Source organism: Neorhizobium sp. DAR64862/K0K3 (assembly GCF_050500185.1).
GTDB classification, from domain to species: domain Bacteria; phylum Pseudomonadota; class Alphaproteobacteria; order Rhizobiales; family Rhizobiaceae; genus Neorhizobium; species Neorhizobium soli.
On the sequence record NZ_CP191449.1, the window covers coordinates 1,674,357 to 1,691,785 of the forward strand.

Annotated in this window: 14 protein-coding genes and 1 tRNA gene; 7 read left to right on the forward strand and 8 right to left on the reverse strand. The window is 59.3% G+C overall.

The features are described 5' to 3' along the window. Positions 1 to 103: 103 nt before the first annotated feature. From ACQY1L_RS08160 to wrbA, 5 genes are all read right to left on the reverse strand, one after another. Positions 104 to 424 (reverse strand): HlyU family transcriptional regulator, encoded by a 321-nt coding sequence (locus ACQY1L_RS08160; RefSeq protein WP_062580306.1) that lies wholly within the window; start codon positions 422 to 424, stop codon positions 104 to 106. 68 nt (positions 425 to 492) lie between these two features. Further along, complete coding sequence (ilvA, locus tag ACQY1L_RS08165) at positions 493 to 1,743, reverse strand: threonine ammonia-lyase (RefSeq protein WP_430262006.1); 1,251 nt, start codon at positions 1,741 to 1,743, stop codon at positions 493 to 495. A 159-nt stretch (positions 1,744 to 1,902) separates the two neighbouring features. Next, positions 1,903 to 2,802 carry an alpha/beta hydrolase gene (locus tag ACQY1L_RS08170; RefSeq protein ID WP_062457640.1) on the reverse strand — a complete coding sequence of 300 codons (900 nt, stop codon included), beginning with the start codon at positions 2,800 to 2,802 and terminating at the stop codon, positions 1,903 to 1,905. 74 nt (positions 2,803 to 2,876) lie between these two features. Continuing rightward, positions 2,877 to 2,962, reverse strand: a tRNA-Leu gene (locus ACQY1L_RS08175). A gap of 121 nt (positions 2,963 to 3,083) precedes the next feature. Continuing rightward, positions 3,084 to 3,683, reverse strand: a complete 600-nt coding sequence (gene wrbA / locus ACQY1L_RS08180; RefSeq protein ID WP_062457641.1) for an NAD(P)H:quinone oxidoreductase type IV — start codon at positions 3,681 to 3,683, stop codon at positions 3,084 to 3,086. Between the two features lie 284 nt (positions 3,684 to 3,967). On the opposite strand from wrbA, the gene ACQY1L_RS08185 reads away from it, so the two are divergent. The 3 genes from ACQY1L_RS08185 (at position 3,968) to gpt (ending at position 6,308) form a co-directional block, all read left to right on the forward strand. Further along, positions 3,968 to 4,756, forward strand: a complete 789-nt coding sequence (locus ACQY1L_RS08185) for a competence/damage-inducible protein A (RefSeq protein ID WP_430243738.1) — start codon at positions 3,968 to 3,970, stop codon at positions 4,754 to 4,756. A 120-nt stretch (positions 4,757 to 4,876) separates the two neighbouring features. Continuing rightward, a complete protein-coding gene (locus ACQY1L_RS08190) occupies positions 4,877 to 5,716 on the forward strand; it encodes a universal stress protein (RefSeq protein WP_062580297.1) in 840 nt (279 codons plus the stop codon). A gap of 94 nt (positions 5,717 to 5,810) precedes the next feature. Next, positions 5,811 to 6,308 carry a xanthine phosphoribosyltransferase gene (gene gpt / locus ACQY1L_RS08195; protein WP_062457651.1) on the forward strand — a complete coding sequence of 166 codons (498 nt, stop codon included), beginning with the start codon at positions 5,811 to 5,813 and terminating at the stop codon, positions 6,306 to 6,308. Between the two features lie 59 nt (positions 6,309 to 6,367). Here gpt and ACQY1L_RS08200 read toward each other — a convergent pair whose 3' ends face one another. Both ACQY1L_RS08200 and ACQY1L_RS08205 read right to left on the reverse strand, forming a co-directional pair. Next, positions 6,368 to 8,008 carry a M10 family metallopeptidase C-terminal domain-containing protein gene (locus tag ACQY1L_RS08200; RefSeq protein WP_430243741.1) on the reverse strand — a complete coding sequence of 547 codons (1,641 nt, stop codon included), beginning with the start codon at positions 8,006 to 8,008 and terminating at the stop codon, positions 6,368 to 6,370. Between the two features lie 30 nt (positions 8,009 to 8,038). Continuing rightward, positions 8,039 to 8,185: a hypothetical protein gene (locus ACQY1L_RS08205; RefSeq protein ID WP_430243743.1), complete on the reverse strand. Its 147-nt coding sequence runs from the start codon at positions 8,183 to 8,185 to the stop codon at positions 8,039 to 8,041. 1,071 nt (positions 8,186 to 9,256) lie between these two features. Here ACQY1L_RS08205 and ACQY1L_RS08210 point away from each other — a divergent pair. Both ACQY1L_RS08210 and ACQY1L_RS08215 read left to right on the forward strand, forming a co-directional pair. Next, positions 9,257 to 13,081: a vitamin B12-dependent ribonucleotide reductase gene (locus tag ACQY1L_RS08210; protein WP_430243745.1), complete on the forward strand. Its 3,825-nt coding sequence runs from the start codon at positions 9,257 to 9,259 to the stop codon at positions 13,079 to 13,081. A gap of 401 nt (positions 13,082 to 13,482) precedes the next feature. Then, on the forward strand, positions 13,483 to 14,883 hold the full coding sequence (locus ACQY1L_RS08215; protein ID WP_244474035.1) for a DUF882 domain-containing protein: 1,401 nt from the start codon (positions 13,483 to 13,485) through the stop codon (positions 14,881 to 14,883). Positions 14,884 to 15,106: 223 nt separating this feature from the next. On the opposite strand, the gene ACQY1L_RS08220 is transcribed toward ACQY1L_RS08215, so the two are convergent. Beyond that, the gene (locus ACQY1L_RS08220) at positions 15,107 to 15,733 is read right to left on the reverse strand and encodes an outer membrane protein (RefSeq protein WP_062457663.1); all 627 of its coding nucleotides are present in this window, start codon (positions 15,731 to 15,733) and stop codon (positions 15,107 to 15,109) included. Positions 15,734 to 16,036: 303 nt separating this feature from the next. Here ACQY1L_RS08220 and ACQY1L_RS08225 point away from each other — a divergent pair, with 303 nt between their 5' ends. Together ACQY1L_RS08225 and ACQY1L_RS08230 are read left to right on the forward strand one after the other, a co-directional pair. After that, complete coding sequence (locus ACQY1L_RS08225; RefSeq protein ID WP_062457666.1) at positions 16,037 to 16,255, forward strand: hypothetical protein; 219 nt, start codon at positions 16,037 to 16,039, stop codon at positions 16,253 to 16,255. A gap of 82 nt (positions 16,256 to 16,337) precedes the next feature. Beyond that, complete coding sequence (locus tag ACQY1L_RS08230) at positions 16,338 to 17,342, forward strand: ketopantoate reductase family protein (protein WP_430243748.1); 1,005 nt, start codon at positions 16,338 to 16,340, stop codon at positions 17,340 to 17,342. Positions 17,343 to 17,429 lie beyond the last annotated feature (87 nt).

Genomic DNA, 17,429 nt, shown 5'->3' on the forward strand with positions numbered 1-17,429 from the left:
GCGTTCACATCCCAAAGCCATGACTTTGTTAGATAATCGCAACACCAGTTATGCCGGTAAATTGCTGCGGCGCAATAGAGGATCTCGCGGGACCCACGAACAATCAGGCAGAGCGCGAAACGGCGCCATCCGAGAACAGCGAGGCGCCGTTCTGATCGATGATCTGCTGTGCCTTGCGAACGGCATATTCGGATGCGTCCTCCGCGGAGGTGAACATGTCTGCCCGCACGAAAGTGCGGACGAGTGTTTCGCCAGCGACATCTTTTTCGATGCGACCGGCAAGCCGGAACTGGCTGCCTTCCTTGATCGGTGCAGGATAGATGCGGCATTCGCCATGCATCTGCGGCTCGGCTTCCCGTGCGGGCGCGGTTTCGGATTTCGGGCCGGAAAACATCGAAAGAAGAGAGGAAAGAAACGAAGCCATGGATGAGTGCTACCCTTTGCTCGGCACCGGCGGAATCCGAAGACCATTCCGGTGCGATTTCGACAAAATCAGATGATCAGGTTGGCAAGGATTTCGTTTTCGGTGATGTCCTCGTAACCAAGCCCCGCCGCCTCGAAGCGCTCGTGCAGACCGGCAAAGTTTCCGGACTCGGTTGTTTCAATGCCGATGAGGATCGAGCCAAAGTTGCGGGCCGACTTCTTCAGGTATTCGAAACGCGCGATATCGTCTTCCGGACCGAGAAGATTGAGAAAGTCTCGCAGGGCGCCCGGACGCTGCGGAAGGCGCAGGATGAAGTATTTCTTCAACCCCGCATAACGCATCGCCCGTTCCTTGACGTCCGGAAGGCGTTCGAAATCGAAGTTGCCGCCGGAAACGATGCAGACTACCCGCTTTCCGGCCAGCCTCTCGCGGCCGAGCATCTCGAGCGCGGTGATCGACAGAGCACCGGCAGGCTCCAGCACAAAGCCTTCAAGGTTGAGCATCTCCGTGAGCGTCACGCAGATCGCGTTTTCGGGAACGAGCAGAACCTGATCGGGAGAAAATCCCTTCAGCATCTCGAAATTCAGTTCGCCGATCCGCGCAACCGCAGCGCCATCCACGAAGTTGTCGACCTTCGGAAGTGTGACGAGCGACCCGGTCTGGAGGCTGGTCTTCAGGCTTGGAGCACCAGTCGGCTCGGTGAAAATAAAGTTTTCCTTCGCCACCACGTCGGAAAGATATCCGCTCAGTCCTGACGCAAGTCCACCACCGCCGACCGGCATGATGACGAGATCAGGCGTTGCGCCTTCCGGCAGTTGCTCGAGGATTTCGGCAGCGACTGTCGCCTGCCCCTCGATGATATGAGCCGCATCGAACGGTGGCACCATCATGCCACCAGTCTCCTCCACATGGGCGCGGGCCGCGGCATAGCACTGGTCAAAGATGTCGCCGACGAGCTTGATGGTGATGTACTGGCCGCCGAAGATCCGCGTCTTGTCGATCTTCTGCTGCGGCGTCGTTACCGGCATGAAGACGACGCCCGGCACTTCGAAATGCCGGCACACGAAGGCAAAGCCCTGAGCGTGATTGCCTGCCGATGCACAGACGAAGGTGCGATCCTTTGCCCCGTCGGCGATCGCCTTGCGAAGAAAGTTGAAGGCGCCGCGGATTTTGTAGGAGCGGACCGGAGACAGGTCCTCGCGCTTCAGCCAGATCTCTGCGCCGTATTTACGGCTCAGATGTTCGTTGAGCTGAAGCGGCGTCTCCGGAAAGATCGTCCGCATTGCGGCTTTTGCTTCGTCGACACCGAGCTTCGTCACGCTAAACATCCCAATTCTTCACGATTTCACCCGCTATGCCACACGTGCCGTAACAAGACCAAGGCCGTTTTGCAGACTTTCCGTTCTGTGCGCGTTTTTGGGAACAAAAACATCGATGCCCCAGAATCTTCGGGTAATGGCGACGCGCTCTGCGCGGCACTATTGATGCAGGAGTTTGCCGATGAACCGGGTCGCTTCCGGCAGACCCGAGCGCCAATAGGTCCAGTCGTGGCCACCTTCACGCGCCATGAAACGGTGCGGCACGCCGAGCTTCTGCAGCTTGACCGTCAGTTCCGCATTGCCCACGAAGAAGCTGTCGGACGATCCGCAATCGATGAACAGTTCCGTTTTGCGGATTGCGTCTGGAGGCGTCTTGTCGACGAGATCGAGAACGCTGTTGGCGTAGTAAGGCTGGTTCAGCCGATCCGTGCCACTCAACCCCTCACCCCAAGCCTTGCCGTACCGACGGTCATAGCCTGCCTGATCCATCGCTACAATCTGCTGATCGGTTCTGAACGCAGCACTCAGCGCTGCAGCACCGGCAAACAGATCCGGATACTTCAGCGCGTAGGCCATGGCTGCATAACCACCCATGGAAAGGCCCAGAATGCCGCGCGACTTCTTGCCTGCGATCACCGGGAACGAGCCCTCAACGTGCGGAATGAATTCCTTCACGAACATATCCTGCCACAGATATTTTCCGTCGGCATCGTTCATATAATAGGTGTTGAACTTGTTCTCCTCGTCCCGCCGACCCTCAGGCGTCACGGCAATGAAGGGCGGTACTTCGCCGCTTTCGATCAGTTTGTCGAAGATCAGGTTGGCGTTCCCATACCGGTACCAGTCCTGATTCTTTCCATCGCCACCACCGTGCATCAGATAGATGACCGGGTATCGCCGTTCGTCGGATCCGTAGCCTGGAGGAAGATAGAGCGTAAACTCGACATTCTTGCCAAGGATCCGGCTCGCCATCACCTGGCCTTCCTTTACGACGCCAGCCGCGAATGCATTCGCGCTGACGAATAGACCGGCCACAACGATCAAAATTGCCCTGAGCATACGTTTTTCTCCTACCGCTCCTGATGGAAGTAGAGGGCAAGGAGATCAATTCAATTTGGAAAGGTTAAGAATGATGGTGCGGACGACGGGGGTCGAACCCGTAAGACCTGAGGTCGGCAGATTTTAAGTCTGCTGCGTCTACCAATTTCGCCACGTCCGCCTGGTTTCCTGTTTCGTGAAGTTCGCCTTCGACGTCAAGGACGGAAATTGCAGGCGGCAGCAGGTGCGCAACAAAAAAGCGCGGAGCCGAGGCCCCGCGCTTTTCACTTGAAGTGGGCAGATCAGGCGCTGAGCTTGGCTGCAGTCTTTGCAACATGGGCGCCCTGGAAGCGTGCGCCTTCGAGTTCAATCTCGGAAGGCTGGCGCGAGCCGTCGCCGTTGGTGATGGTCGTGGCGCCGTAAGGGGAGCCACCCATGACTTCTTCCGTGCCCATCTGGCCCTGGAAGGAGTAAGGCAGACCAACCACGGCCATGCCCTGGTGAAGGAAGGTCGGGATGAAGCCGAGAATCGTCGATTCCTGGCCGCCATGCTGGGTGGCCGACGAGGTGAACACGGAGCCGACCTTGCCGATCAGCTTGCCGGCGAACCACAGGCCACCGGTCTGATCCCAGAAATTGCGCATCTGCGAGGCAACCGAACCGTAGCGGGTCCCGGCACCGACGATGATCGCATCGTATTCAGCGAGCTCGTCCGGTGTGGCGATCGGAGCCTTCTGATCAAGCTTGAAGTGCGATGCCTTGGCTACCTCTTCAGGAACCAGTTCCGGAACGCGCTTGACGGTCACTTCGGCACCGGCCGAGCGAGCGCCTTCGGCGACAGCATACGCCATCGTCTCGATATGGCCGTACGAGGAATAGTAGAGAACCAGTACTTTTGTCATTGTTTTCAATTCCTTTGCAGGTGCTGGAATGATGATCGCAAGGCGGCAACGGACCACGTCACGATCATGGCAAGCAGGACGCTTTCCGATAACAGGCCTTGAGGCTTAGCTAGCGCAGTGTCACAGCACCGGCCAGAGGGCGATCTCTGCACGGACTGTCCACAATTGCTGAACGCGATCGAATGTTTGTCGTTTCATTCGCACGTCAGTTTTTGGATTGAACGATTGCAATCGTTTCCCGGCGCGCGCTAACGTTCCCGTGCAATGAGAAAGCGAGCGCCTCCATGTCCGATACCATGTCATCCTCACCTACCCTCGTCAGCGCGGCGATGCTCGCCATCGGCGACGAGCTTCTTTCCGGCCGGACCAAGGACAAGAATATCGGCCACCTCGCCGACCTGCTGACGCTTTCAGGCATCGACCTGAAGGAAGTGCGCATCGTTGCCGACGAAGAAGACGCGATCGTTGAGGCTCTGAACGCTTTGCGTGCCCGCTACGATTACGTCTTCACATCCGGCGGCATCGGCCCGACCCATGACGACATCACAGCGGATGCAGTCTCAAAAGCATTCGAAGTGCCCTGCATTCACGACCCGGAAGCGATGCGGTTGCTCGCCGAGATGTACAAGCGCCGCGAAATGGAATTCACCGAGGCCCGCCAACGCATGGCGCGGATGCCGCAGGGTGCCACGCATATTGCCAATCCGGTTTCGACGGCACCCGGCTTCGTCATCGGCAATGTCCACGTGATGGCCGGTGTACCGCAAGTGTTCCAGGCGATGATGGACAATGTTCTGCCGACGCTCAAATCGGGCTCGAAAGTGCTGTCGCGGGCAATTGCCTGCCCTTATGGCGAGGGCGATATCGGGACCCCGCTTGCGGCTGTGCAGAAGGCGCATCCGGAGACCAGCATCGGCTCTTATCCAAAATATGACGGCAAGCGCTTTTCAACCGAGCTGGTGGTCCGCGCTCGCGATCCGCAGGTTCTGGACGCGGCCGCGCAGGCTGTCGCGGACATGATTGCCGATATCGACGGCACCCGGATTGCCGACAACCCGACGGCGGACGCCTGAGAGAGACCTGCGCGAGCTGGCCTTCCCCAAGTCGATCGACCAAGCCCGATCTGGGCATCACGTAACAATTAGAGACCGGCTTTCGGCTCCCCGGCGCCGGTCAACAAGGGAGATGACGCCATGGCTTACAAAACCATTCTTGCTGTCCTCGACATTCCGCAGAACGCCCGGCAAATGGCGGATTTTGGCGCGGCCCTGGCTGAAACGTTCTCCGCCCACCTGATTGGCGTGCATGCCGAGACGCTTGCCGCCGTGCCGTTGATCGCGCCAATGGAGATCCCCGATCCCGCAGCGGTCCAGGTCCTGCAGGAGGTTGCCCAGAAGGAAACGGCCATGGTCGCCGACATCTTCAACACGGTGTCCACGCGTGAGGGACTGTCGCGCGAATGGCGCAGTTTCGTCTCCTCTGCCGGATATGGCGCGAGTTCGGTGATGGAGACTGCCCGGACCGCGGACCTCATCATTGCAAGCCAGAGCGACCCTTCGCATTCGGATCACCGGGCCGATCTCGAAACCTTCCTGTTCGAGAGCGGTCGCCCGATGTTGCTCGTTCCCCACCGGATGACCGCCTTCAAGCCGATCGAGCGTGTTCTGATCGGTTGGAACGGCTCCAAGGAAGCGGCCCGCGCGACCTTCGACGCCCTGCCCTTCCTCAAGACCGCCACAAGTGTGGAAGTGCTCGTCGTCGACCCGCCGGAGCGCGGCGACCAGACGGCCGAGTTTGCGGGAACCGAGATTGCCACAAGTCTTGCGCGACATGGCGTCAACGTCACTGTCACCACGCGGATCGGTAGCCGCGAGACGCCAGCCAAAGCCATCGAAAACCGGCTTTTGGACAACAGTATCGATCTGCTGGTCATGGGTGGCTACGGCCATTCCCGCTGGTGGGAAATGCTGTTCGGAGGGACGACACGCAGCGTTCTGGATTCAATGACCGCGCTGACGCTTCTGTCGCGATGAAGGGTCGGGCGGAAGTCGTCCTACCCACCTTGCCAGAAACATCCGTTTCCCGCTATTAGCGAGAGCCAAAGCAGATCTAAGCCAAGGCTCTCCAATGTCTCTTCCCGAAAAAGCTTTCCCCGTCTCCTGGGACCAGTTCCACCGTGATGCGCGCGCGCTGGCGTGGCGTCTCGCCGGTTTGGGTCAGGATTTCAGAGCCATCGTCTGCATCACGCGCGGCGGCCTTGTGCCGGCGGCGATTATTTCGCGCGAGCTGAACATCCGTCTGATCGAGACCGTCTGCATCGCGTCCTACCACGACTACGTCAACCAGGGTGAGATGAACCTTCTGAAAGGGATTTCGCCCGAGCTCTGCGAAGACGGTGGGCTTGGCATACTCGTGATCGACGACCTGACTGACACCGGCAAGACAGCCTCCGAGGTGCGTGCCATGCTGCCAAAGGCGCATTTTGGCTGCGTCTATGCAAAGCCGTCAGGCGTGCCGATGATCGATACGTTCGTGACCGAGGTCAGCCAGGATACGTGGATCTATTTCCCCTGGGATATGGGCTTCACCTACCAGGAGCCGATCGCCAAGGGCCACAAGGGCTGAATTGCCATACGACGTCCAGACCGGCCCACCCGTGCCGGTCTGTCTTCGCGCAACCGGTTTTAGACGATCAGGAAATCCTGATAGCTCAGCGCCAGGCTCTTATCGAGATGGGCGATCATGATCGAGCCGCCGGACTTGCTGCCGTTGGCATCGTAGAACAGATTTCCGGTATCGGTTTCGTAGACCAGAAAATCGTTGCTGTCCTTGGCCGCCGGCGACGTGCTTTTCAGGAAATTGCCGCTGGAAATCGCTCCGTTCTTGGTGAAGGCGGTGAAGATCGCGTTCTCCAGATGGATCAGATCGTCCACGACCGAGAAGTCGGTGATCGTATCGACATTCGTTGAGCTGTTCAGCGCCGAACTGAAGACGAACGTGTCCTTGCCGCTGCCACCGGTCAGGGTATCGTTTCCGGTACCACCGATCAGCTTGTCGTTGCCGCCGTTGCCGATCAGCTTGTCTTGTCCAGCCCGACCTTCGAGGATGTTGGCGACCGCGTTGCCGACGATGACGTCCACGCCCTTGCCGCCGATCGCGTTCTCGATCACCGTGCCCCGCGACAGCGAGAGATTGCTGATCCCGCCCGAGACGCTCGAGAATTCCTCGGCATTTAGGTCGATCCGCTGGTTTCCCGACGCCCAGCTGAAATTCAGCGTATCGCTGCCGCCGGTATCGACCAGGTTCATCGCGACATCCTTGCCGAGGAAGTCGGACTTGAGGTCGTAGGTCGTGTTGCCCGGACTGATCGTCGTGGTCCCGTAGAGGTTGCGGATGGCAAGGACGTCCACCATCATCGGCGTGATGGAGGTGGTGCCGGAGCCACCGGCCCAGACACTGACCTGATCGTCGAAATAGGACATCACCGTCAGTTGTGAGGAATCGTTTTCGAACCGGTTGTCTATGCCCCAGGTGGCGTTGCCGTCATAGTTGCCCGCATGGCCGAGCCCCAGCGCATGACCGATCTCGTGCACATAGGTGGACATCGTGTAGCTGTCTGCGCCCGCGCCGTAGTCGGTGATCCAGCTTGCCGCCACATTGACGAAAGACGCCGTGGTGAAACCGCCGATGATCGACGTCGATCCGCCGTAAGCGCCGCCCTCCTTGTCGTCGAAGGAGATCTGTGCCGAACCGGTCACGAACTTGAACTTGATGCCGAAGGCTTCCGTCCAGGCAGTGAGAGCCCACTTGGCCAGCTGCTGGCCCTGGGCGGTCAGCGCACCGATGTTGACGGTCAATGTGCCGCCGGCCGCGATATTGAACTTGAAGGGCGTGCCGCCGTCGCTGGTCCAGAAATCCGTGGTCAACTGCTTGGCGATCGTATCGTAGCTTGCGAATTTCGGAGCGGTAACAACCGTCGTCTTCAGCGCATAGTCGCCTGACCATTCGTCGTCGTGACTGCCGACGCGGATATAGTAGGTGCCACTCTTTTCGGCAAAGACGCTGAGCGTCGACTTCTCGAAGTCCGTGTCGAGACTGTTCTCGTCGATATCAATCGCGATGCCGTCCGCGTCCATGACCTGGAGACCGGCCCAGCCGACCGTCCCCGACATGTCGAACTGATAGGCTTTGCCTGCCGTGAGCGAGACCTTGATCCAATCGGCATCTCCGGTCGCCAGCGCGCCGGTGAACGTGTCGCCGGCAGCGATCTTGTAGGCCGTGGAACGGCTAGCCGCTGCGTCAGTATCTTCCGTGTAAGTCGCCATTCAACTCTCCCCCGGCCTTCCTGTGGCCATTCAAAATCCTGATGCCTCGACAAGCTGCCGGGCAAATGCCTTCAGAATATCGCCATTCAAAGCCGCGTCCGAGACGACAGTCGTCACGACCGGTCCGGAACGCCAGCCAGCAGCTCCGTCTGCCTTCCAGCGCAATCTCGCAGACACGCTGTTTGTGCGAGCGCGCGTTACCTCGAAGACGAACTGTCCATAACCAGGTCCTCGACCCGTCATCTGCTCGACTGTGGAGCGGACAGCATTACAGGCGGATCTCGAAACTGCAGTATCCATGGTATGCGCAAATTCGCAACGATACGAAGGTCGTTGCGTCGCATCGGCAAACGCGGGGAGCGAGCCGGAGGTACAGATCAGCGCGAGCCCGAGTGTGCGAAAGATTGCCTGACGACTATGCCGCGCAACGACGTCGCCGAACATCACGGGCTCCCTCTTTTGAACTCGCTTTTTGCGAAACCTACTTCCATCCCGGTTAGATATACGAAAACCGTTTACGGTACATTTGCGGAATACGAGGGATGAGAAATCGGAGCGATGGACTTACCCCTGCAAGACGTGCCGTTTGGGAACATTTCCGGCTGTCAACAGAGCGAACCGCATTTTCCCAACCTCGAAAATAATCCGAAATTGTCGCCAGTGTCACACAGATGCTTCAGAGCATAGGCAAAGTCCCTGCTTTACAGGCGTCGCACTGTCGAAGCAGTCCTGATCGCGAACGCCGTCCAATTGCGTGAACTTCGCGCAGTCCGGTACTTGACGTCGTAAATCACTGAGATTCCTCAACGTTTTTTCTTCCCCGTTATCCACAGCCAAACCTACAATATCTTGTGGTTACGAAACCACTAACAACTACGGCTTGACGAATCTCCCCTGGAGGTCGACATTGCCTTCAGGTTGCGGCGGCGACTGGACCGGGAGTAACGAGGCCGGTTCTTTTTCGAGTCAAAATGGGTTTCCTGCAGGTCGTGGCGGTTCTTGAGGATCGCCTGGTGACGGATTTCCATGGCCGCTCGATGGTCTGCTGAAACGGTGCTGGCGCTGGCGGAAAGAAACTGTTAATACTATATTTAGTGTTTGCAGCCACCATCCATCACAAGATACAGACATGCCATCCATGATGTTTCACTGGGTGATAAAATTTTGACCGGCTGCCCATGATGGCGAGCAGCCGGCATGAACACGTGCGCCCCATCGAGTGGCGCCTCACTGACGAGGGATTAGGCAATGCGCATCGAACGTCGTTTCACCAAGCCGGAAACGGGCGCCTACGGAGAGATTGAATTCCGCAAGGCAACCAGCGAGATCCGTAATCCGGATGGCTCGATCGTCTTCCGGCTTGCGGATATCGACGTGCCCACGCAGTTCTCGCAGGTTGCGACGGACGTTCTGGCGCAGAAGTATTTCCGCAAGGCCGGCGTGCCTGCGCGCCTGAAGAAAGTCGAAGAAAACGACGTTCCGTCGTTCCTCTGGCGTTCGGTTGCCGATGAAAAGGCGCTGCGCGATCTTCCCGAAGGCGAGCGCTACGGTTCGGAAATCGATGCGCGCCAGGTGTTTTCGCGTCTTGCCGGTACCTGGACCTACTGGGGCTGGAAGGGCGGCTATTTCACGTCGGAAGACGACGCCTCCGCGTTCATGGACGAGCTTGCCTATATGCTTGCCACCCAGCGCGTTGCGCCGAACAGCCCGCAGTGGTTCAACACCGGCCTGCATTGGGCCTATGGTATCGACGGTCCCGGCCAGGGCCATTTCTATATCGACCCGTTCACCGGCAAGCTGACCAAGTCGAAGTCGTCTTACGAGCATCCGCAGCCTCATGCCTGCTTCATCCAGTCGGTCGGCGATGATCTCGTCAACGAAGGTGGCATCATGGACCTGTGGGTTCGCGAAGCCCGCCTGTTCAAGTACGGCTCCGGCACCGGCTCCAACTTCAGCCATCTGCGCGGCGAAGGCGAAAAGCTTTCGGGCGGCGGTCGCTCCAGCGGCCTGATGAGCTTCCTTAAGATCGGTGACCGTGCAGCCGGCGCCATCAAGTCGGGCGGCACGACGCGCCGCGCAGCGAAGATGGTCGTGGTCGATATCGACCATCCGGATATCGAGGAATACATCAACTGGAAGGTCAAGGAAGAGCAGAAGGTTGCCGCCCTCGTCACCGGTTCCAAAATCGTCAGCCGTCATCTGAAGGCAATCATGAAGGCTTGCGTCAATTGCGAAGCCGATGGCGACGAGTGCTACGACCCGCTGAAGAACCCTGCCCTGAAGCGCGAGATCAAGGCCGCCAAGAAGGACCAGGTTCCGGAAAACTACGTCAAGCGCGTCATCCAGTTCGCCAAGCAGGGCTACAAGGATCTTGAATTCAAGACCTATGACACGGACTGGGATTCGGAAGCCTACCTCACGGTATCCGGCCAGAACTCTAACAACTCTGTCTCGCTAAAGGACGACTTCCTCAAGGCGGTCGAGAATGATGGCGACTGGAACCTGACCGCCCGCAAGGACGGCAAGGTCATGAAGACGCTGAAGGCCAAGGACCTGTGGGAACAGATTTCCTATGCCGCATGGGCGTCTGCCGATCCGGGCATCCACTTCAACACGACGATGAACGACTGGCACACGTCGCCGGCCGGTGGACCGATCCGCGGCTCGAACCCGTGCTCGGAATACATGTTCCTCGACGACACGGCCTGCAACCTTGCCTCGCTGAACCTTCTGCAGTTCAAGAACCCGGCGACGAAGAACATCAACATTGCCGATTACGAGCATTCGGTCCGCCTGTGGACCGTCGTTCTCGAAGTCTCGGTCATGATGGCGCAGTTCCCGTCCAAGGAAATTGCCGAACTCTCCTACCAGTACCGCACGCTCGGCCTCGGCTATGCCAACATTGGTGGCTTCCTGATGTCGTCGGGCATTCCGTATGACTCGAAGGAAGGCCGCGCCATTGCCGGCTCGCTGACCGCGATCATGACCGGCGTTGCCTATGCGACGTCTGCCGAGATGGCCGGCGAACTCGGACCGTTCGCGAATTTCGCACCGAACCGCGAAAGCATGCTGCGGGTCATCCGCAACCACCGCCGCGCGGCTTACGGCGAAACCTCCGGCTACGAGCAGCTGTCGGTCGATCCGGTTGCGCTGATCCACTCGGAAAACCCGGACCAGGATCTCGTCATCCATGCAAAGGCTGCCTGGGACAAGGCGCTGCAGCTGGGTGAAAAGCACGGCTACCGCAACGCCCAGACAACAGTGATTGCGCCGACAGGCACAATCGGTCTCGTCATGGATTGCGACACGACCGGTATCGAGCCCGACTTTGCGCTGGTCAAGTTCAAGAAGCTCGCCGGCGGCGGCTACTTCAAGATCATCAACGGTGCGGTTCCGGAAGCGCTTCGCAGCCTCGGCTATACCGAAAGCCAGCTTGCCGAGATCGAGGCCTATGCGGTCGGTCACGGCAACATCAACCAGGCTCCCGGCGTCAACCCCGGTTCGCTGAAGGCAAAGGGCTTCTCTGACGAGAAGATCGCTGCCATCAACGGCGCAACCAAGGCTGCCTTCGACATCAAGTTCGTGTTCAACCAGTGGACGCTCGGCACCGACTTCCTCAAGGAGACCCTCAAGGTTTCCGACGAGCAGCTCGCCGACATGAGCTTCAACCTGCTCGAGCATATCGGTTTCTCGAAGAAGGACATTGAAGCTGCCAACATCCACGTCTGCGGTGCGATGACGCTGGAAGGCGCACCGTTCCTTAAGGACGAGCATCTGCCGGTGTTCGATTGCGCCAACCCGTGCGGCAAGATCGGCAAGCGCTACCTGTCGGTTGAAAGCCACATCCGCATGATGGCGGCGGCCCAGCCGTTCATCTCCGGCGCGATCTCCAAGACGATCAACATGCCGAACGAGGCGACCGTCGAAGATTGCGGCGCAGCTTACATGCTGTCCTGGAAGCTGGCTCTGAAGGCCAACGCCCTCTACCGCGATGGTTCGAAGCTGTCGCAGCCGCTCAACGCCTCGCTGATCGACGAAGACGATGCAGAGGACGCGATTGAGGAGCTGATCGCAGCGCCGAGTGCCGCACAGGCCGTGACGATCACCGAAAAGATCGTCGAGCGGATTGTCGAACGCGTCACCCGCGAACGGGAAAAGCTGCCGAACCGCCGCCAGGGTTACACCCAGAAGGCCAATGTCGGCGGACACAAGGTGTATCTGCGCACCGGAGAATTCGGTGACGGCCGCATCGGCGAAATCTTCATCGACATGCACAAGGAAGGCGCCGCCTTCCGTGCGATGATGAACAACTTTGCCATCGCCATCTCGCTCGGTCTCCAGTACGGCGTGCCGCTTGAAGAATATGTGGAGGCCTTCACCTTCACCAAGTTCGAGCCGGCCGGCATCGTAACGGGCAATGACGCGATCAAGAACGCCACGTCGATCCTCGACTACGTGTTCCGCGAACTGGCCGTGTCCTATCTCGGCCGCCACGATCTGGCGCATGTGGATACGTCGGACTTCTCGCAGACCGCACTCGGCAAGGGCATCGAGGAAGGCAAGACCAACCTTCTCTCCACCGGCTGGACGCGCGGCTACAAGCCGACACTCGTCTCGGGTGGTTCCGACCGGTTGGCCGGCAACGAGCCGAAGGGTTCGGCAGGGGGCTCCGCGGCAAAGGCCTCGGTCGGCAGCGGCGGCGGCAACGTCACCTCGTTTGCCGGCTCGGCTGCCCGCAAGCTCGAAACCACGCTTGCGATCTCCACATCGGAAGTCGTGTCCTTCAAGCGCGACTACGAAGAGCGGCCTCGCGAAGTGGCAGATGACATCGCCGACGAGCAGCTTGCCGATGAAGGCCAGCAGGTCGCAACCGCCCTCTTCTCCGACAAGGCTGAGGCAGACGCTGCCGCTGCCAAGGCGGAAGCCAAGAAGAAGGAAGCCGATCGCCGCATGAAGTCGATCATGCAGGGCTACACCGGCAACATGTGCACCGAGTGCCAGAACTTCACCATGGTCCGCAACGGAACATGCGAAAAGTGCGACACCTGCGGCGCAACGAGCGGCTGCAGCTGATTTGAGACGGGATTGGTGAGCGGCTAGCCCTCAACTGAGCCAAATTAGTCTAACCTGATCCCCGCACTGATGATGTTCAGTGCGGGGATTTTTCTTGCGGCCTTTTCCTCAAACACTGAATAAACTCTGTTCGTAGCTGTTCCCTCGAAACAGTCTTTCCCGTGTATGCCAAAAGCGAGGAACCGAGCTTAGAGCGCTGGCGACCCACGGCCAGCAACGGCATGACCTGCAATCCGGTTTGACGCTCGCGTGGCCCACCCCACTTCACAAAGCCGTGTCACCGCACTTCGCCTTGCGGGCATCAACCTCCCGTTAGCTTTTCGTTGACCATAATGGTCCCGTATTCGCCGGGCTGCGGTTTTCGCATCCCGCTGTCACAGTTTGCGTAAAGCGGGTTTGTCGTGTCCCAGTCTCTGTCGATTAAGTCTGTACCCGGTGCTGCACGCGCACTTGTGAACCTCGCCTCGCAAGCGGCCGGCAAGGCTGCACGGTCTGCGGGCGCAGCCGGGCTTGCGGTGGCGGCTTTGTTGGGATCGGCGTCGTTTGCCTTTGCCGAGGATCGGTCTCTCAAGCTCTATTTTACCCATACGGGCGAAAAGGCGACGATTACCTACAAGCGGGACGGCAGGCTGGATCAGAAGGGTCTTGCCCAGATGAACCGGTTCCTTCGCGACTGGCGCCGCAACGAGACGGCGCGAATGGATCCGAACCTGCTCGATCTCGTCTGGGAGATCTACGAGCGTTCCGGCACCAACAATTACATCCACGTCGTTTCGGCTTATCGTTCGCCTGCCACCAACAACATGCTGCGCGGTCGCTCACGCTCCACCGGGGTTGCGCGCAAGAGCCAGCATATGCTTGGCAAGGCGATCGATCTCTACATTCCCGGCGTCAAGCTTTCGACGCTGCGGGCCATCGCTGTTCAGATACAGGGCGGCGGCGTCGGTTATTACCCGACATCCGGCTCGCCCTTCCTCCATGTGGATGTCGGCAATGTCCGAGCCTGGCCACGTCTGTCGCGGCAGGAGCTGGCGCGTATCTTCCCGAACGGCAGAACCATCCATGTTCCCGCCGACGGAAGACCGCTCCAGGGCTATAGCGTCGCGATGGCCGATCTCAAACGCCGTGGCAGCGGCAAGTCGATCGCTATTGCGCGTGCGACCATAGATATCGAGGCCGACGATGATGCAGGTGCCGGAAAACGGGTCGGCAGCGGCCTGATCACCGCGATGCTGCCAACACCACGCAGCCGCGCGCTTGCAGCACTCGACGAGCAGACGACGCCACGACCATCGGCGCGTGCGACGGTTGCCGTGGCGCCGGTACCCGCCTTTGCCGATCTGGCATCTCTCGCAATCCCGGCCCCGGGCCTGCGTCCGGCGGCTGAAACCGCGTCATCGGCTCCTGCCGCCGTCATCGAAACCGCCTCGCTTGGTCCGGCACCGACGGCCGCATCGGCGTCCGCGCTCGGAAACAGCATGCCGATGCTGCCTCGCCCTGCACCGGGCTTCGTACCCGCCCTCGCCCTTGCTGCGCCGGCGAAAGGACTTCCAGAACCAAGACACTCGCTGGCATCGCTGCCGATCACCGGGCCGCAGATCGATCCGGAAGACGAGTTTGATGGCGAAGACGTTTTGATCTCCTGGGCGATCTCGCCCCCCGGCGCATCGACCGGAATGACCGCGCCGCTCGTCGTCGGCCGCACGCTGACGGATCTGACTGCAAAACCCAGCAACGCAGAGCCTCTGCCGCTCGGTATTGCCGAAGAGTTCGATCACAGCCGGTTCTGGTCGGACGGCTGATCGGCCACCGGTTCAGACCCATCGTTTTCATACCGATCATGAAGAGGGCCCGCGATTGCGGGCCTTTTGAGTTTATGGGATGAGCGATGGGGCAGAAGTTGTGGCTCGCAGCGTTTCCCGACGGACATCGATAGGCAAACCGTTGAGGCGGCTCAGCCCAAGTCCCCAACGAAAAAAGGCCCGCGTGAGCGAGCCTTTTCCGTTCCGGGTGTGACCGGATTAATCAGAACCTGTAGTTCACGCCAGCGGTAACCGAGTGGTCATGAACGTCCTTACGGGTTTCGACGCCCTGGTAGGAGCTCTTGACGTTGTCGGTCATGACATAGTTGTACTCGACGCGGGCCGAGATGTTGCCGGTCAGCTTCTGCTCGATGCCGGCACCCAGCAGGAGGCCAGGCTTCCAGCCGTCCGGGCCGGTAACATTGTCGCCATCGCGATACTTCGTCATGGCAAGACCGGTCGTGCCGTAAAGCAGCGTCTGGTCGAGCGGAACACCAGCCTTGACCTTTGCGGCCATGCGATGACGCTCGGACAGCTTGCCGCCGCGGGCCTTCACGTCGGCATCGCCGAGATAGGAGTAATCGAGTTCGCCACCAACGATAGCGCCGCCCAGGTCGTGGTTGTAGCCGCCGTGAACGCCGAGGTTGAGGCCCTTGCCGCTGGCAAACGGGTTGATCCTCGGCGACGTTACACCGCCGTGTCCACCGACATAAGCACCTGACCAACCGGCCGGTTCGCTCGCAGGTTCGCTGTAGGCGGGCGCCTCATAGGCGCTGGTGAGATCCGCAGCCATAACGGGGCTGGCGGCAAAGGCGGCGACGAGCGCCAGGGCAAGTGTCTTCTGGGTCATTGCGTTTACTCCATACAAAGCCTGCAAGTGGCGGATGCGCAGGCGATACAACCGGCTGAAAGCCGCGGGACGATCCAGGCAACCCAGCCCAGATAGCGAGGACAATCCCGCACCGTATTGCGATTTATTTTCACGAATTCATAAACGCATCGTTAACTGCGACCGTTCGCAACGACCTTTGTGCGATATCTTCAGATCACGATATCGGGATGCCAGAAAGCCCGCAAAATCGACGTTTTTTTGGGAACCTTTTCGGGGGTCGTTAAATTGGATAGATTCGACCATCACAGAGGAGAACCGCACATGCTGACGAATACCGCACGGCAGTCCGTCCCGTCGCCGGAGGAGAATGTCCTGACCGTCCAGGAAGCGCTCGAGCCGCTGTTTCTTGCGCTCGAGGAAGAGGCGGAAGTAAGGATGATTGCAGCGGCCCTGAAGGCCGGCTGGACCGCGGAAGAGGCTGTCACAGCAATCGACGAACTGCGAATGAACGAACTGCTGCCGAACAACCCCTCGCACTAGGACAGGCCGAAATTATCGGTCGCCTCGCTTCTACCGCTCCCCTACACTGCTTCCGACTTACGTCGGAATGCAGCGAGGACAGATGACGTTCAGAAGAATTTGCGTCTATGGCGCGGGCGCGCTCGGAAGTGCATTTGCCGCAAAGATTGCGGCTGGATCAGGAGCCGACACGGAGCTGTCGGTTGTGGCGCGAGGCGCACAGCTTAAGGCAATCCGAGAGAACGGGTTAAACGTCGTTTATGAAGACATAGGCATCGATCCGGTCCGCGTACGGGTTGCCGCGACGGATGATCCATTCAGTCTGCCTCCACAGGATCTTATCATTACCGGTTTGAAGGGCCATCAGCTCGCAGCCGCAACAGATGGTCTGGCAGCACTGATTGGCGAAGGCACGCGCGTCGTGATGATCCTGAACGGAATTCCCTGGTGGTATTTCCATGGGGACATGGAAAGCGGCTTTGGAGGCCGGCAGATCCCCGAGCTCGACGCAGACAGTTGCATCTGGAACGCCATTGGTCCGGAACGCGTGATCGGTTGCGTCGCGTATCAGGGTGCGGAAATCATCGAGCCCGGCAAGACCCGCCTGAACGGCAAAGGGCATTTCTTTCTCGGCGAACCCAGCGGCGAGATGTCCGACGACCTGTCGGCGATCGTGGACCTCTTCCAGCGCTGCGATCTCGATGCCAAGGCAACGCCGCGGATCAGAGACGAGATCTGGGCGAAGCTTCGTGGCAACGCCGCCTTCAATCCCATCAGCGCACTCACCCGCGCCTTGATGATCGACATGATGTCAAACCCGGATATCGCCGAAATCGTTCGGAAAATCATCAACGAGGTTCAGGCCGTCGGCACCGCCTTTGGTGCGAGGTTCACCCAGACGGCCGATGAAATGTTTGCGAGAGCGCAAGGTTTCGGGCCAGTAAAAACCTCGATGCTTCAGGATCTACTTGCGGGCAAGGCGCTGGAGATCGTGCCGTTGACGGGCATGGTCGTGTCGCTCGGAAAACTGGCCGGCGTGCCAACGCCTGTGTGCGAAACCATCTTTGCGCTGACCGCTCAACTGGACCGCCAGCACCTCACAAACTGAATCAAATCGCTCTCGACCTGAGTCCGGAAATCGCTTCAAGTCTCTGTAGAGAAAGCTTTTTACGAAACCAGAAAAAGAAAAGTCCCG